11 protein-coding genes are annotated in these 16,016 nt (G+C 45.4%); 5 read left to right on the forward strand and 6 right to left on the reverse strand.

Annotated features, from left to right (window positions below; genetic code table 11):
* Window positions 1-389: 389 nt before the first annotated feature.
* The 4 genes from CTT30_RS15995 to CTT30_RS16010 all read left to right on the forward strand — a co-directional run bounded on the left by CTT30_RS15995 (window position 390) and on the right by CTT30_RS16010 (window position 6,433).
* Window positions 390-1,322, forward strand: a complete 933-nt coding sequence (locus CTT30_RS15995) for an AraC family transcriptional regulator (RefSeq protein WP_252037093.1) — start codon at window positions 390-392, stop codon at window positions 1,320-1,322.
* A gap of 140 nt (window positions 1,323-1,462) precedes the next feature.
* A complete protein-coding gene (locus CTT30_RS16000; RefSeq protein ID WP_252037094.1) occupies window positions 1,463-3,586 on the forward strand; it encodes a TonB-dependent siderophore receptor in 2,124 nt (707 codons plus the stop codon).
* Between the two features lie 235 nt (window positions 3,587-3,821).
* Window positions 3,822-4,322, forward strand: coding sequence for a putative pterin-binding protein (locus CTT30_RS16005; RefSeq protein WP_252037095.1), 501 nt, complete (start codon window positions 3,822-3,824; stop codon window positions 4,320-4,322).
* A gap of 5 nt (window positions 4,323-4,327) precedes the next feature.
* Window positions 4,328-6,433: an ATP-binding protein gene (locus tag CTT30_RS16010; protein ID WP_252037096.1), complete on the forward strand. Its 2,106-nt coding sequence runs from the start codon at window positions 4,328-4,330 to the stop codon at window positions 6,431-6,433.
* A gap of 39 nt (window positions 6,434-6,472) precedes the next feature.
* Here the strand turns inward: CTT30_RS16010 and guaD are convergent, their stop codons facing one another.
* The 5 genes from guaD to CTT30_RS16035 all read right to left on the reverse strand — a co-directional run bounded on the left by guaD (window position 6,473) and on the right by CTT30_RS16035 (window position 13,602).
* On the reverse strand, window positions 6,473-7,810 hold the full coding sequence (guaD, locus tag CTT30_RS16015; protein WP_252037097.1) for a guanine deaminase: 1,338 nt from the start codon (window positions 7,808-7,810) through the stop codon (window positions 6,473-6,475).
* Between the two features lie 30 nt (window positions 7,811-7,840).
* A complete protein-coding gene (gene xdhC / locus CTT30_RS16020; protein ID WP_006961843.1) occupies window positions 7,841-8,692 on the reverse strand; it encodes a xanthine dehydrogenase accessory protein XdhC in 852 nt (283 codons plus the stop codon).
* Window positions 8,693-8,729: 37 nt separating this feature from the next.
* Window positions 8,730-11,120: a xanthine dehydrogenase molybdopterin binding subunit gene (gene xdhB / locus CTT30_RS16025; RefSeq protein ID WP_252037098.1), complete on the reverse strand. Its 2,391-nt coding sequence runs from the start codon at window positions 11,118-11,120 to the stop codon at window positions 8,730-8,732.
* The gene (gene xdhA, locus CTT30_RS16030; protein WP_255906770.1) at window positions 11,113-12,558 is read right to left on the reverse strand and encodes a xanthine dehydrogenase small subunit; all 1,446 of its coding nucleotides are present in this window, start codon (window positions 12,556-12,558) and stop codon (window positions 11,113-11,115) included. Before xdhA ends, xdhB begins: the two co-directional genes overlap by 8 nt.
* A gap of 312 nt (window positions 12,559-12,870) precedes the next feature.
* Window positions 12,871-13,602 carry a GntR family transcriptional regulator gene (locus tag CTT30_RS16035; protein WP_239869569.1) on the reverse strand — a complete coding sequence of 244 codons (732 nt, stop codon included), beginning with the start codon at window positions 13,600-13,602 and terminating at the stop codon, window positions 12,871-12,873.
* Window positions 13,603-13,805: 203 nt separating this feature from the next.
* Here CTT30_RS16035 and CTT30_RS16040 point away from each other — a divergent pair, with 203 nt between their 5' ends.
* On the forward strand, window positions 13,806-14,336 hold the full coding sequence (locus tag CTT30_RS16040) for an AAA family ATPase (protein WP_239875013.1): 531 nt from the start codon (window positions 13,806-13,808) through the stop codon (window positions 14,334-14,336).
* 51 nt (window positions 14,337-14,387) lie between these two features.
* Here CTT30_RS16040 and CTT30_RS16045 read toward each other — a convergent pair whose 3' ends face one another.
* Complete coding sequence (locus CTT30_RS16045; protein WP_252037099.1) at window positions 14,388-15,818, reverse strand: amidohydrolase family protein; 1,431 nt, start codon at window positions 15,816-15,818, stop codon at window positions 14,388-14,390.
* Between the last annotated feature and the right edge of the window lie 198 nt (window positions 15,819-16,016).

Genomic DNA, 16,016 nt, shown 5'->3' on the forward strand with positions numbered 1-16,016 from the left:
CACTGGTTAGTTAACCTCCTTCATCGTTAAGTTTTAATATTTGTTTTTCAAATGTTAAATTATGATTAATGTTTTGTTGCGTACATTCTTATTTATAATTAATGATTGCTTAATCAAATATAATTTTTGAATGCCTTGCCTTTACTGGACTCTCAACCATGTACAGGCGTTTCTACTTTTAGTCTATAAAAATCGGTGAGTTTTATGGATTTTATCTTGGCTTGTTTTCTTTTATCTTTGTAACTTAAGTTGAATTTTTATCTGTTATTTTTGGGTTAAAATTCAATTTCAGGTTTCCGTCATTGGTGATATTTACAATTGTTATTAATTCTCATTTGCATATTTGTTAAAGTAAGCGGAATTCCTATCAATTTTAATTGAGATACAGCATGACGACAGGCAAATCCATAGAACAGCCTTCTAACGCGTTTAGTCGGATAAGCAAGGTACTGTCGTTTATTCATCAGCACATCAGTGAACCGCTATCACTGGATGATATTGCCCGTCAAAGCTGTTGGTCACGCTGGCAACTGCAGCGCGTATTTCAGACAGAAACAGGCATGGCTGTGGCCACTTATGTTCGAGAGCTCAAACTCAGTCAGGCAGCAGAAAGGTTGATAGACACTTCTGATAGAGTGATTGATATCGCTCTGGAGCTTGGCTTTAGCTCAGAAATCAGCTTCAGTCGCTCGTTCAAGCAAGTGTTTGGCCTCAGTCCCAGAGCTTATCGTAAACAAGGTCTCAGAACGGGGTTACGTAAACCCATTCAGGTCTCTCAACGCACGGCTGAAGAGGCCTGTCCTCTTTTCGTTGAAGTGAAAGTGGAATTCAAAAGTGAGTTTTTCCTAAAAGGGCTTCATGGTGAAATTAATGGCTTATTCGCACTCAATCCTGACTTTCAGCAAAAAGTCCCTGAACTGTGGCGCCGGCTAGAGCAAACCATCCCAGACGAAACTGAGCGGCAGCTTGCTTTAACAGGCGTCATTGATATCACTCAAAGCCATTTTGACGGCAGTAATATGGAATATTGGGCAGGGGTGGAATTAACCGATGATCTGTTGTTGCCTCAACTACCTTCTGCCATCTCTTCTGAACTGAGTACCTTGGTGGTGCCTGCGCAAACGTACGCGGTTGTTAAACATTGTGGCCCAGTGGTGCATTTGCCAAAAACGCTGGAGTGGTTTCTGCTTAATTGGTTACCTAATTCTGGCTATCGAGGTATTGATGGCTATGAACTCGAATGCTATCCCGCCAATTACAATCAACATGATACCGATGCAGTTATGGAATATTGGATTCCTGTTGAACGCTTGTCTCAATGATCAAATGAACGACCTACTGATAGTTAACTAAATTATTTCGCGTAAGATGCACCAAATTGTTAACTTTCCTGTTTCTCAGGTTTGTAGAATGCAAATGAGATTTATTCTTAATAAGAAAAGCATTGGTACTTGAGGGACACATGACAACTCCAACAAATTTTAAGCGCTCAACACATACTTTAGCGCTGCTTACCGCCTTTTCAGCCCCCGTAATGGCTGCGGATGAAGTCAGTCAAGATACAACAGAACTAGAAACCATTACGGTGATGGGCAAAGCCTATCGCAATACGGCAACCAAGACATCGCTAGAACCTGAAGAAACACCACAAAGTATCTCGATTATTGAAGGAGAGCAGCTTGAACAGCGTGGTGTCACTTCTATCAATCAAGCATTGCGATACGTACCGGGTGTCGCGACTGAGAACCGAGGTAGCTCGGTAACCATGTTTGATGATTTCACCATACGTGGTTTCCAGACAAAAAACCTCAATTACTATGACGGTCTGTCGATGCTCCACCTAACAGGCTGGAACTTGCAACCTCAGGTAGATCCTATTGCGCTCCAGCAAGTGGAGATCTTTAAAGGCCCCACCTCTGTACTGTATGGTGCGATGCCTCCTGGTGGTATGGTCAATATGATAGCCAAAACACCTCAAGAAGAAGCGTCAACCAAAGTGGGTGTTGCCACCGGCTCAAGAAATCTGATGCGAGCCTCGATTGATACGACAGGTCAAATTGGTGACAGTGACTTTTCATATCGCTTAATTGCGCTGGCACGTAAACAAGACAGCCAAGTTGATAATGCCGAAGAAGAGCGTTATGTGTTGGCTCCGAGCTTGGATTGGCAGGCAACAGACAAAACTTTGGTTAACTTTAATGTTTACTATCAGAATGACCCTTCAATGGGCATTAACTCTTCTATGCCATTAGAGGTGTTAGAAAAGAGCGCTCCTTCCGTGTCGATGGGGGATGTAAACTGGAGTAAGTTTGAACGTGAAGTTTTAATGGTGGGTTACAAAATCAACCACGAATTCAATTCAAACTGGACGTTGCTACAAAACGCTCGTTTCATTGATGCAAGTTTGTATCAAGAGAACACCTACCACACAGCGGGACTGAATTCTGATGGAACGCTCACTCGCACTCCTTACTCGACAGATGAAGAGCTAAAAGGGTTTGTTATTGATAATCAAGTGTCTGGTATCGTTGACATAGCGGGCATTGAAAATAATCTGTTATTTGGCATTGATTACCAGTCTATGGACGGGAACACGGTTTATTCCGAGTATGGTGTTGATGCTTCAAGTGGGTTCGGGAAGTTTGAACCGCTCAATCCAAACAATAATTTGTTGGATCGCGATGATCTGACTAAAACAAGTGAATATTTAGATGATAGCGAATCGAAACAGCTAGGTATTTACTTCCAAGATCAGGTTCGACTTGATCAACTGGTACTGATTGGTGGTGGTCGCTTCGATCAGTATGAATCAGAAAGCGTGTACTACTCGACAAAGTCTGATCACAATCATTTCACGTATCGTGTCGGTGCGCTGTATGAGTTAGAGAATGGCCTGTCACCGTTTGCAAGCTACGCGACCAGTTTTGAACCTGCGCCCGGTGTAGATAAAAACAATAGAGCTTTTGACCCTGAAACGGGCGAACAAGTGGAAGTGGGTGTGAAATACATGTCAGCGGATATGTCCAAAACAGCAACGGCCTCATTGTTCCATATCACCAAGAAGAACATGTTGATGACGGATCCAAGCAACGTATATGGTCCTCGTATTCAAGTCGGTGAAGCGGTGTCTCAAGGAATAGAGTTAGAAGGCCGTTGGTTTGCATCCGAGAGTCTAGATATTGCAGCATCCTATACCTATCTTGATATGGAAATTACCAAAGACTCAGGCAATGACCTAGAAGGTACCACGCCAGTCTACGTACCAGAGCACAGTGCGAATATCTGGGCCAACTACAAGGTGTTTACTGGTCTACTTGCGGGTACTCGTATCAGTGGCGGTGCCCGTTATGTGGGAGAAATGGAAATGAATGCGGCCAACACTCAGGGCAAAGTTCCATCGTACACTGCGGTAGATATGTCAGTTGGGTATGATTTAGGTCATGTGAGTGAATCTCTTAACGGAGCAACGGCCAATTTAATCGTGAACAACGTATTTGATAAAGAATACTACTCTTGCTACAACCAATATAACTGTTGGTTTGGTGCAGAGCAGTCTGTTGAAGTGAACGTCAAATACGAGTTCTAATGACCATTATTTAGTCTTAATGGTTCACTCCTACCACTAAAGTTGCTTTTAGCAAATGGTACCGAGTTTGGCGCATAGTAAGCGGCTCTGACTTAGGTCGCTTTTTCCTCATCACGTTCTAAGTTCTGTCGCTACTTCAAAGGCTTGAAGAGGCATTTAATCAATCCTTGTCTATACTGAACCTGAATACTGATAAATAGTATGAATGGCTAAAAAGGATAGGTAAGGGGGCTCTATGCGCAAGGCAACACGGTTCAGCATTTTGGTTATTGGAGTGGTGTTAGCCAGTATGGTTTATGCGCTACCCGTGCCGGAAGGTGACCCTATACTTTGGGTCTCTGGAGATATAACTCAGTCCAATACTGCTGATGGTGTGGAATTTGATTCTGCAATGATAAAGCAACTTGAGCATGGGGTGATTAAGACCAGTAACCATGTTGTGTCTAATGTCGTTGAATACCAAGGGCCAACATTGAGCGCCTTACTGGATTATGTCGGAGCGCAAGGCTCGACAGTAAAAGTGATAGCTTGGGATGAATACGTTGTCAGTATTCCAGTATCAGACATCAAGAAGTATGGTGTATTGCTCGCGACACACGAAGATGGTACTAAAATGACCATTGATGACAAAGGCCCATTTTTTGTTGTTTTTCCCTTCACCGACCATCCTGAAATACAAACGGATCTGTTTTACAGTTTATCCGTGTGGCAGGTTCGAGAGATTGTTATTGAGTGACCCATATGGAGAGGTTTTGGAATAGAGGGCGCCATTTTGTTGTGGTTGTTGCAGCGCTGTGCGCTGTGCTTATCGTGGTTATCGGCTACGTTTTCTATTCTGTTTCAGAGATCAAAAACATTGCCTCTGAACCTTATGTCACCATCATTAACAACAACATCTCTGCTAAAACAAAGCTATTATTTGTCAAATCTGAAGTACTGTCTTTCTCGGCACTAAAAAATAAGAAAAGCCTGTCAAAGCTCAAGTTTACATCCCGAGTTTATAAGTCGAGTATCCTACAGGATCTTCTCGCGGAGAGAACACAGAGAGTGCATGCCAAGTTTGGTAACTTAGAGGAACTTCAGCAAGTCATTGCTGAGATTACATCTGTCTTTGATGCTATCGACAAACTAACGCAGGCAAGCGGCGAGGGTACGGATCAAGTCGTGGAACAAATTGATAGTACCTATTCACGCTTGAACATTTACCTAGCAGATTTTGTTGCTGAGGTACAACGTCAGCAGATTGAGTTTCTCGATTTCAAAGAGTCTTTCTATAACAAACAATATGTCTACTTAGGCATCATTTTCTTATGCTCTATGCTGATAATTGGTGTTATTTCTAGGATGTATTTGAGTCAGACTCAGCTAGCTAAAGATTTAGAGGAAAGAACCAAGGTTATGGAAGAAGCGAAGCGCAATGCTGAGCAGAGTTCTATGGCTAAAGCACGATTTCTTGCCAACATGTCACATGAAATGCGCACTCCCTTGAATGCGATTATCGGTTTGAGTCAGAAAGAATACTACCAAGATTCTGATGAGCAAACCCAACACTTTCTCTCAATGATTAATAGCTCGGGAGAGCACCTCCTCAAGCTGATTAATAACGTTCTAGACCTGAGCAAGATAGAGCAAGGAAAGTCCAAGCTAGAAAGCGATGAGTTCTTTATTAGTGAACTGATAGATGTGTCCAAAACGGTATTCATTAACTTCGATAAGCAGCAAGGTGTGGATGTATTCTTCTCAGCATTTTCAGAGCGAAACTACAAAATAAGATCGGATAAAACCAAGCTTGTACAAATCATTAACAACCTCGGCTACAACGCGCTCAAATTTACGGAGTCAGGCCATGTTGATATTCAAATATCCCTTAATTCGCAAGCTGAGAGATTGAATATTGTTGTCAGAGATACTGGGATTGGTATGAACCAAGAGCAGTTAGATAAAGTGTTTCAAGAGTTTACTCAAGCTGATGACTCTATTACCCGAAAGTACGGAGGCACGGGGCTTGGGTTGCCAATATGCCAGTCCCTTGTTTCTTTATTAGGGGGTGAAATCAGTGTAGAGAGTTCGTTAGGGAAAGGCAGTGAGTTTAAGGTGGAAATCCCCGTTGATGTCATTGAGTCAACTCCGCTATTAGAAGATAACCGAGCAACGGGGACAGTGAGAGTGATTGCGGATAACGATGATGCGGCTGATTTTATTATCGAAGAGTTAAATAGGGCAGGGTTGTACGATCCTCAAGGGGCGACGGTGTTGTGTTATCTGAGCTCAAATGACACGCTGGAAACAACATTGAAGCACGCGAATTGCCCTGATGAAGCAAAGCTTATTGTGTACGGCAACATTGATATAACGTTGCCCACGAGAAAAAATATGACCCTATTAAGTAAACCTTATGACTTGTTCAGTTTGCTTCATTGTCTCCCTGTACTTGATCAAGCGGATTTGCTACCACAAAAGAATACGATACCTGAGGAAAATGCTTCGGGGGTATCCGTCATGTTGGTTGAAGATATTCGCATGAACCAAATTGTTGCTCAAAAAATGTTGGCGACCTTACAAGCCGATGTGACTACCGTTAATAACGGCCAAGAGTGCATCGATTTATTGAGCCGAGAGCGGTTTGACATAATATTCATGGACATACAAATGCCGATAATGGATGGGTTAGAAGCTCTTAAACAGATAAAGCAGGATAACTTGGCTCCAGACACTGCGATTATTGCTTTGACTGCCAATACATTTGATAGTGATGTACAAAACTATTTAGAGCAAGGGTTTGATAATGTGCTTTCTAAACCATTTAAGTTGGAGTGGTTGAAGGGGATGTTAGAGAGATACGCATAAGGAATGGTAAGCGCCTCTGTGGCACAGAGGCGCTTAAGGCTAACTAGCGAACTTTTTTGCGTCGATGCGTCCCTCTGCGTCATAGGCTTTCTCGCCATAGATGTACGTCTTAGAAACAGTGCGGTCATCGCCAAGGCTCATCAGCACAAACAGCTTCTCTTCCAAGGTTTTGGCCTGTTCCATGCGGAAACGCATCAGTTGAGTTGCGTGTAAATCAAGCACGACAAAGTCCGCTTCTTTACCGACTTCAAGGTTACCAATTTTGTCTTCAAGGTGGAGTGAACGTGCGCCGCCCAGTGTCGCTAAGAACAGGGATTTCAATGGGTGCAGTTTCTCTTGCTGAAGCTGCATGATCTTATACGCTTCACTCATCGTCTCAAGAATCGAGAAGCTGGTACCAGCGCCGACATCGGTGCCCATACCGACGCGAACCCCATGTTCTTCCAGTTTAGGTAGTTTGAACAGACCAGAACCGAGGAACAGATTCGATGTTGGACAGAAGGCAATTGCCGATTCAGTTTCTGCCAAACGCTGACATTCACAATCAGAGAGATGAATGCCGTGAGCAAACACAGAGCGTTTATGCAGCAGTCCGTAATGGTCGTAGACATCCAGATAAGAGTCGCGTTCTGGGAACAGTTCAAGTACCCATTCAATCTCTTTCTTGTTCTCTGAAAGGTGGGTATGCATGTACACATCCGGATATTCTTCCAGAAGTTTACCTACAGTCGCCAGCTGTTCCGGTGTGCTGGTTGGAGCGAAACGAGGCGTAACCGCATAAAGCAGTCGGCCTTTGTTGTGCCATTTTTCAATTAGCTCTTTAGACGCTTCATAGCCAGATTCTGGCGTATCGGTTAGGTAGTCTGGTGCGTTGCGGTCCATTAGGACTTTACCTGCGATCATACGCAAGTTGCGGCGCTCTGCCTCTTCAAAGAATACGTCGACCGACTCTTTATGTACCGTACCAAACACGAGTGCTGTGGTGGTGCCGTTACTCGCCAGCTCATTGAAGAACAGCTTCGCGACTTTATGCGCGTAAACCGGATTTTTGAAGCGTCTTTCTTCTGGGAAGGTGTAGTTTTCTAACCAGTCGAGCAGTTGCTCACCGTAGGAGGCGATCATGCCGGTTTGCGGATAATGAATATGGGTGTCAATAAAACCTGATGTGATCAGCTTGTCATCATATTCGGTAATGTTGAGGTTCTTTGGCTGCCTTTTGAGCACCTCTTCTGTCTCACCGATATCGACGACGTGGCCGTCTTCTACCACGAGAAGACCGTCATCGAAAAACTGATACGAGTTTTCCAGTCCGACGTCTTTGGGGTCAGCAATACTGTGCAGAAGGCTTGCACGATAAGCTTTACGTTGAGTTGTCATGTTTACTTCCTTTAAAGGCCCTCTTTGGGGCTAGGCGATTTTCTCTTCCAATGATGAATCGCTCAGTTGTTCTTCTTTACTGTGTGGCGTAGGGCGTTTTTCTTCAAGCGAAATTCCCTGATAGTGTGCGATTAATTCACCCGCAACCGAGACCGCAATTTCAGCAGGATGTTTTCCATTCACCATGCTGATTCCAATTGGACAAATCATCGTATTTATTTGTTGCTGGCTGTAGCCTCGCTGCGCCAAACGCATGTCAAACTTTTTGCGCTTGGTTAGTGAACCTATCATGCCGAAATACACACTGTCGTCGCGATCAATGATTGCCTTGGCCAATTCAAAATCGAGCTGATGATTGTGTGTCATGACCAGATAGTAGCTATTGGGTGACATGTCGCGTACTTCAGCGACAGGATCATCGCTCACCAGCTTGGTTACGTTGCGAGGGAGTTCGTCTGGGAATACGTCTTCACGCTCATCAATCCAAGTGACACGGAAAGGGAGAGTCGAGACGATATGTAAAAGGGCTTTGGCTACATGGCCAGCACCGAATACCACTAGATGTTTTTGCGCGGTACCAATTGGCTCGAAGCTCAGTGTTGCCATTCCGCCACAACACTGACCTAAGCGAGCCCCGAGATTAAAGCGCTCTACTTTCAGTGAGCGTTCACCCGCAAGCAACATTTCTCGTGCCATTTTGGTGGCGATGTGCTCCAGATGACCACCACCAATGGTGGCAATCAAACGGTCGCGAGTGACCAACATTTTTGTGCCCGCATCCCGTGGCACTGAGCCACGGTCTTCCAATACGGTCACCATCACGCAAGGTTCACTGTTTTTCTCTAGCTGTGCCAGTTCATGAATCCAATTGTCCTTAAACATACGTCTCTCCTTGAACGGTAAACCCTTGAATAACCGCTTAAACCTCTTGCGTGTTCTGTTTTGCTACTTGTTGTTGCGTTTGCGTTACCTCATTGATTGCCATCAACACACGCTCTGGTGTTGCTGGTGTATCTAATTTAGGTATAGCACCTTCAACGGCAACTGAGGCAATGGCATCTTTCAGTGCACTCCACACTGACATGCCGAGCATGAATGGCGGCTCACCGACAGCCTTGGAGTTAAACACGGTATCTTCTGGGTTGGCTCGATTTTCCAGAAGGTGAGTGTGGAACTCGATAGGCATATCGGCGATCGCCGGAATCTTATAGCTGGCAGGCCCGTTGGTCATCAGACGGCCTTGTTCGTTCCAGATCAGCTCTTCTGTGGTTAGCCAGCCTACACCTTGCAGGAAGCCACCCTCGACCTGACCAATATCAATGGCTGGGTTAAGAGAAGCCCCTACATCGTGCAGGATGTCTGCGCGCAGAATCTTGTATTCGCCTGTCAGGGTATCGACAATGACTTCTGAACAAGAGGCACCGTACGCGAAGTAGTAGAACGGACGGCCACGTGCTTTTTCATGGTCATAGTAGATTTTTGGTGTGCGGTAGAAACCAGTGCTCGATAGCGATACTTGGTTGAAATAGGCCAGCTGAACAAAGGCTTCGAAGGTCAGAATTTCTTCACGAATCACGACCATACCGTTTTTAAACACCACTTCTTCTGCTGACACTTTGTAGTGACTAGCAGCGAAGTCGATCAGACGCTGTTTAATGGTCAGTGCGGCGTTCTGGGCGGCCTTACCGTTGAGGTCGGCGCCCGATGAGGCCGCGGTTGGTGATGTGTTCGGTACTTTGTCTGTGTTGGTAGCGGTGATTTGGATACGTTCAACATCTACTTGGAACTCCTCAGCAACGATTTGCGCCACCTTGATGTTCAGACCCTGACCCATTTCCGTACCACCGTGATTCAAATGAATACTGCCATCGGTGTATATATGGATGAGCGCACCAGCCTGATTCAGGAAAGTCGCAGTGAAAGAAATACCAAATTTCACTGGTGTGATCGCCAGACCTTTTTTAAGGATCGGGCTTTGCTTGTTGAACTCAGCGATGGCTTTACGGCGAGCGTGATAGTCACTGCTTTGTTCAAGTTGCTCAGTGATTTCTGGCAGGAAGTTATCTTCAACTGTCTGGTAGTAATGAGTAACGTTACGCCCCTCACCACCGTAGTAATTCGCTTTACGGACTTCGAGTGGATCTTTACCCAGATAGCGGGCAATTTCATCCATGATATGCTCAATGGTCATCATCCCCTGCGGGCCACCAAATCCACGGTAAGCCGTATTTGACGCCGTGTTGGTTTTGCAGCGGTGACCTGTCACTGTAGCATCACCCAGATAATACGCGTTGTCTGAGTGGAACATGGCACGGTCAACAATCGAGCTTGACAGATCCGGAGAGTAACCACAGTTACCCGCTACGATGATGTCTGCCCCTTCAATGACGCCATCATCGTTAAATCCTACTTTGTACTGGTTATAAAATGGGTGACGCTTGCCCGTCATGGTCATGTCTTCCATACGAGGCAGACGCATCTTAGTTGGGCGTTTGGTTAGATGTGCAATGACTGCAGCCATACACGCTGGCGCTGCGGCTTGCGTTTCTTTACCCCCGAAACCGCCGCCCATACGACGCATGTCGATCACGACTTTGTGCATCGAAACCCCAAGTACTTCGGCGACCAGCTTTTGTACTTCAGTTGGGTTTTGTGTCGAGGTATAAACGATCATGCCACCATCTTCGGTTGGCATCACGCTGCTGACCTGAGTCTCAAGGTAGAAGTGTTCCTGACCACCAATCTCCAGATCGCCTTCAATCACGTGTTTTGCTTTGGCGAGTGCAGCCGCTGAGTCACCGCGTTTTTGCTGGTGGCTTTCAGTGACAAACAGCTCTTTCTCAAGCGCTTCTTTTACGTCGAGTACTGGCGGTAGGGCTTCGTACTCAACAATGGCGGCTTGCGCGGCTTTGCGTGCCGTTTCCATATCATCCGCGGCAACGGCAAGTACTGGTTGGCCGTAATATTGAACCAGACCGTCAGCAAGTAGTGGATCACCCGGCAGAATGGCACCGATATCCAACTGACCCGGTACGTCTTCGTGGGTGATGGCAATCGCAACGCCTTCAAATTCGTAACACGGCGAAACGTCCAGTTTGGTGATTTTTGCGTGAGCTTGGGTGCTCAGGCGTGCATACACGTGCAACTGGTTAGGGAATTCTAAGCGGTCATCAATGTAAACCGCTTCACCTGTGACCTGCTTCGGGGCGCTGTCGTGTTTTACGCTTTTACCAACGCCGGTTTTCAGATCCTGCTTTACGATGGCGACCATCTCTTCTTGAGTCATGGTCTGATGATGTGCGTTAGACATAAGACGTTACCCTTGTTTCGATCTGGTTGTTGTGATGAGTCTGCTCGATGTAGAAGCGACGTAGCATGTTCGCTGCTGTCATTGAGCGGTACTCTTTGCTGGCACGGAAGTCGCTCAGTGGCTCAAAATCGTTATGGATTTCAGCCATCGCGGCATCAATGGTTGCTTGTGTCCATTCTTTGCCTAATAGCGCATTTTCACAGTGCGTTGCACGTTTTGGCGTTGCCGCCATACCACCGAAAGCGATGCGGGCATTGATGACTTTATTGTCTTCAATCTCAATATTGAATGCGCCACAAACCGCAGAAATATCGTCGTCTAGACGCTTGGAAAGCTTGTAAGCACGGAAGGTTTCGTTCGCTTTTGATTTAGGAATAATCACTTGCTCGATAAATTCACTTTCCTGCTGAGCGGTGACTTTATAGCTGATGAAGTAGTCTTCAATCGGCAAGATTCTGGTCTGCTTACCACGGCGCAATTTCACTTGTGCATTCAGTGCAATCAAAAGCGGTGGCGCATCACCGATAGGAGAGGCGTTACCAATGTTGCCACCCAGTGTGCCCTGATTACGAACCTGAAGAGAAGCAAAGCGATGCAGCAGCTCACCAAAATCAGAGAAATGTTGAGTCAGAAGTTGGTAGGCATCGCTGATCGCAACGTTAGCACCAATGTGCAGAGCATCGTCACTTTCTTCACACACTTTCATGTCTTCAACCAGATTTACGCTGATCAAAGTTTCAATCTCGCGGTGGAATTGGGTGACTTCAAGAGCCAAATCAGTACCGCCAGCAACCAGCTTGGCCTTTGGATTTGCAGTGTAAATTTGAGCCAGTTCGTCAATGCTACGAGGGATATATGCTGTTAGGTTGCCTTGGCTCAGACTAGCGGGTTGCCCCTGAAGAGCTTCTAGTCGAGCAATGGTCTCTTTTTCCAGCTCAACAAACTGGTCCATCAAAGGTTCATCAGAAGCCAGAGACAAAGCGGCGTCAACAATAGGGCGGTACCCGGTACAGCGGCATAAGTTACCTGCCAGAGACTCCATGACATCTTCCTTGTTCGCCGCAGGCTTGTTCTTGCTCAGAGCAAACATCGACATGATAAAACCTGGAGTACAGTAACCACATTGAGAACCGTGGAAATCGACCATCGCTTGCTGAGTTGGGTGAAGCTTGTTTTTGTTCTGCAAGTCTTCAACGGTAATCAGCTGCTTACCATGTAGTGCGGATACGAACGTCAGACAGGAATTCACCGAGCGATACTGAAGTTGGCCTTCGACCACTTCACCGAGTACCACGGTACAGGCACCACAGTCGCCCGAGCCACAGCCTTCTTTAGTACCTGTTTTTTGTACGTGTGTTCTCAGGTACTGCAGCACTGTCATATTTGGTGACAGCTCACTCTCTTGTCTGAGTTCTTGATTGAGTAGGAAAGTAATCAAGAGACCTCCTTGTGCATTGACACTATTGTTCCAATAATAATTTTCTGACCTTTGGGTCAATAATTGGATAATTTGACTGTAAGGTCAACTTTAATTTTACAATATTGCAACATGATGTGGCTGATTAAAACATCAATAAAGAGGGTGTTGGAAAGGTAAGTCTATGAATGTAATGACTTTAAAGTTTGTGTTGACGTAAAAAATTTTAACGTAAAGAAATTTAATATTGTATTTTATTTTGTGTACAATATTGATGGTGAGAAATGAAAAGTCCGACAGGACGCCGGACTTAGGTAATGCAAAATCAGTTGATTATTTGTTCTTCAATAGATCCGAAAAGACGACATGTAGGTCGTTTGAAGCTGCATTACTATCAAGGTTTAGCTTGGAACGGATATGAGATAAGTGCTCTTCCATTAGGCTGATAGCTTGCTCGGTATCGCCAGATTCAATCGTATCTAGCAACTGAGTATGCTCATCCTGAGAACAGTTTGAATGGTTGCCAGTTTCATACTGAGCAATCAGCAATGACGTTTGCGAAACTAAGCTTCTCTGGAACGCGAGCAGTGGGGCGTTGTTTGCCATCTCGGCCAGCTTAATATGGAATTCCCCAGACAGTCGAAGTCCTTTACCGTAATCACCGTTATCGAAAGCCTCGTTTTCTTTCTCTACCAAACGTCGGCATTCCTCTATTTTCGGTGCAGTTGCATGTTCAACGGCAAGCTCAATAATGGCAAGCTCCATGACTTCACGCGCTTTGATGATTTGTTTCGCTTCTTCTTTGGTCGGTGCTGATACCATCGCGCCGCGATTCGGCCTGATACTAACCACCTGTTCCATCGACAATCGGAGCAAGGCTCGGCGTATGATGGTTCGACTCACGCTGAAGATCTCTGCTAAAGCTTCTTCATTCAGTTTGGTTGCTGGTGGCAACCTTTGTTCAAGTATCGCATCGAAGATGTGGCAATAGACCACGTCATCCTGCGTTTGACCGGCGACTTTTGTTTTAATGTTTTTCGCCACAGAATTTTTTAGATTTGCCATAGGCGGCTTGTCACCCTCAACCTATTTATTTCCCTAATAAAACAATGATACTGCACTTTGTATACACGTGGCTAGCATTGGCAAGGTCGATAACCACAGAAGTGAAGTATAAGGCGCAAAATTCTAACCATTTTTCTTGCGCGATTGTTAATAAAGTGTTTTACTCGCGCCCCTTTTTTGAAACTGATATTCAGGGAGTTGCTATGCACAAGATAAATGTTGTGGGAACCAGTGGTAGCGGCAAGTCAACTTTCAGCCGTCAACTAGCACAAACACTGAATTATCCGTACATCGAAATGGACCGATTATTTTGGAAAGCTGACTGGCAAGAGTCGAGTGATGATGAGTTTTTTGCTCAGATAGAGGAGGCCACTCAGCAGCCGTATTGGGTTCTGGACGGTAATTACAATCGTAGCCGTGAAATAAAGTGGAAAGAGGTGGACACGGTTATCTGGGTTGATTACTCAAGGTTAAGAACGCTGTATCAAGCAGTGACACGAGCAGTGTATCGCTGCTTGACGCAAAAAGAGCTATGGCCAGGGACAGGGAATACCGAGAGTATTGTGAAATCCTTTTTCAGCCGTGATTCAATCATTCTATGGACATTGAAAACGTACCATTCTAATCGCCAACGCTATCTAGCAGATATGACAAACCCGCGTTACCAGCATATTCGTTTTATTCGTCTGACTAGCCCTCGACACGCAAAACGGTTTTTGCAGCAATTAAGTTGAATCAATTCATTTCGGTATGGGCAGGGCTTACGCAAAGCCCTGCCAGTACATTTAGTCCATCAGACTTTTTGATTTAATCGCTTTCTTGGCCAGTTCTTTAGCAAATTCACTGATATCGGCTTCGAAGGCTTCAACGCTATGGCGAATGTCGTCCAACTGCACGGTTTCCATTTCACCTTCATGCATGACGACCTGTCCGTTGACGATGGTAGTTGAAACATTGCTTGGGTTAGCTTGGTATACCAAAGTCGCGTACGGGTCATAGTTTGGCATCATGTTCGCAGACTGTGTTTCTACAATAATAATGTCCGCTTTTTTACCTTTCTCCAATGAACCAATTTGGTCTTCCATATGTAGGGCTCTTGCGCCGCCGATGGTAGCCAGCTCAATGGTTTGTTGGGGAACCATGATGGTACGGTCGTTATGCTTCAGCCTTTGCATGTTGGCGGAATAGCTGAGCGTACGCCAGAGATCGACTTGATTGGAGCTCATTGGCCCGTCTGTACCCAGCCCCATACGTATACCAGATCGATACATCTCCCATGCTGGGGCAATACCTGTTGCACCTTTGGCGTTGGCCATTGGGTTGTATGACACACCTGCATCAGCCTGTTTGATCAGTTGTTGATCTTGTTCTGATAGGTGGATGGCATGAGCCAGAACGGTGCGTTCATCCAGTGCGCCAATCTGTGCCAAGTAATCAACCGGAGACTTGGCGTTGTGCTCCTCTTTGATGCGATCCTGCTCATTCGGGAACTCGGCAACATGGATTAGTACAGGAACATCATGTTGTTTTGACAGCTGATTGATTTGTTGCAGCTTTTCTTTGCTGACCGTGTAAACGGCGTGAGGTGCGTAAGCTGGGGTGATCAGTGGATCGTTTTTGTATGTATCGATAAAGTGTTCCGCGTATTCGATGCCACCATAGGGTTCTTTGGCATCAACGACGGGAAACTTTATCACTGTCTCACCTAATACCGCGCGCAGCCCCACTTCTTTGGTCGCTTTGGCCATTTCATCCATATGGTAATACATGTCGGCGTAGGTCGTTACGCCACTTTGAGCGAGATCGATAGTGCCGAGTTTTGTGGCGTTATAAATCAATTCACGGCTGAGTTTTTCGCCTTCTAATGGGAAGAAGTAGGCAAACAGACGGTTGGAAATCCCTTCTTCTCCAAGGCCACGAAAGGCTATCATTGGCAAATGGTTATGAGCATTAATAAAACCAGGTAGTACAATGCCGTCGTCTGCATCAATAGTTTGTTTTGCTTGGTATTGTTCAATTAGTTCCTGCCCACCAATCGCCACAATGGTGTCATCTTTAACGACAACGACACCATTGTCGATCACGTCCATATCGGCGTTAATGGTCAGAACTTGACCGTTGGTGATCATCAGATCAACTTGGTTTTCTGGTGTTAATTGAGCACAGCCAGAGAGAAGAGTTGCTGCAACAGCAATCGAGAGTGTTTGCTTTTTCATGGATGCCCTGAAACCTCTTTTCGAAACGTATCGATAGTAAGAGAAAAATTATCTGTGTGTAAAAAGCGCGTCAGCCTAACACTGAAATATGACAGTTTTAGGTCAGTGCGGTTACCGAATTGAGTAAAGTATCATTGCTTAAAAATAACAGGCTTGTCCATGTGTCGGATCAAAAAATGCCAGTCAGCAAACACTGAC

This window comes from Vibrio coralliilyticus (genome assembly GCF_024449095.1).
In the GTDB taxonomy this organism is placed as follows: Bacteria; Pseudomonadota; Gammaproteobacteria; order Enterobacterales; family Vibrionaceae; genus Vibrio; species Vibrio coralliilyticus_A.

Coding starts and splice junctions, on each gene's coding strand:
- xdhB (WP_252037098.1), bottom strand. CDS start 11,120: ATGTCTAACGCACATCATCAGACCATGACTCAAGAAGAGATGGTCGCC.
- CTT30_RS15995 (WP_252037093.1), top strand. CDS start 390: ATGACGACAGGCAAATCCATAGAACAGCCTTCTAACGCGTTTAGTCGG.
- CTT30_RS16000 (WP_252037094.1), top strand. CDS start 1,463: ATGACAACTCCAACAAATTTTAAGCGCTCAACACATACTTTAGCGCTG.
- CTT30_RS16035 (WP_239869569.1), bottom strand. CDS start 13,602: ATGGCAAATCTAAAAAATTCTGTGGCGAAAAACATTAAAACAAAAGTC.
- CTT30_RS16010 (WP_252037096.1), top strand. CDS start 4,328: ATGGAGAGGTTTTGGAATAGAGGGCGCCATTTTGTTGTGGTTGTTGCA.
- CTT30_RS16005 (WP_252037095.1), top strand. CDS start 3,822: ATGCGCAAGGCAACACGGTTCAGCATTTTGGTTATTGGAGTGGTGTTA.
- guaD (WP_252037097.1), bottom strand. CDS start 7,810: ATGACAACTCAACGTAAAGCTTATCGTGCAAGCCTTCTGCACAGTATT.
- xdhC (WP_006961843.1), bottom strand. CDS start 8,692: ATGTTTAAGGACAATTGGATTCATGAACTGGCACAGCTAGAGAAAAAC.
- CTT30_RS16040 (WP_239875013.1), top strand. CDS start 13,806: ATGCACAAGATAAATGTTGTGGGAACCAGTGGTAGCGGCAAGTCAACT.
- CTT30_RS16045 (WP_252037099.1), bottom strand. CDS start 15,818: ATGAAAAAGCAAACACTCTCGATTGCTGTTGCAGCAACTCTTCTCTCT.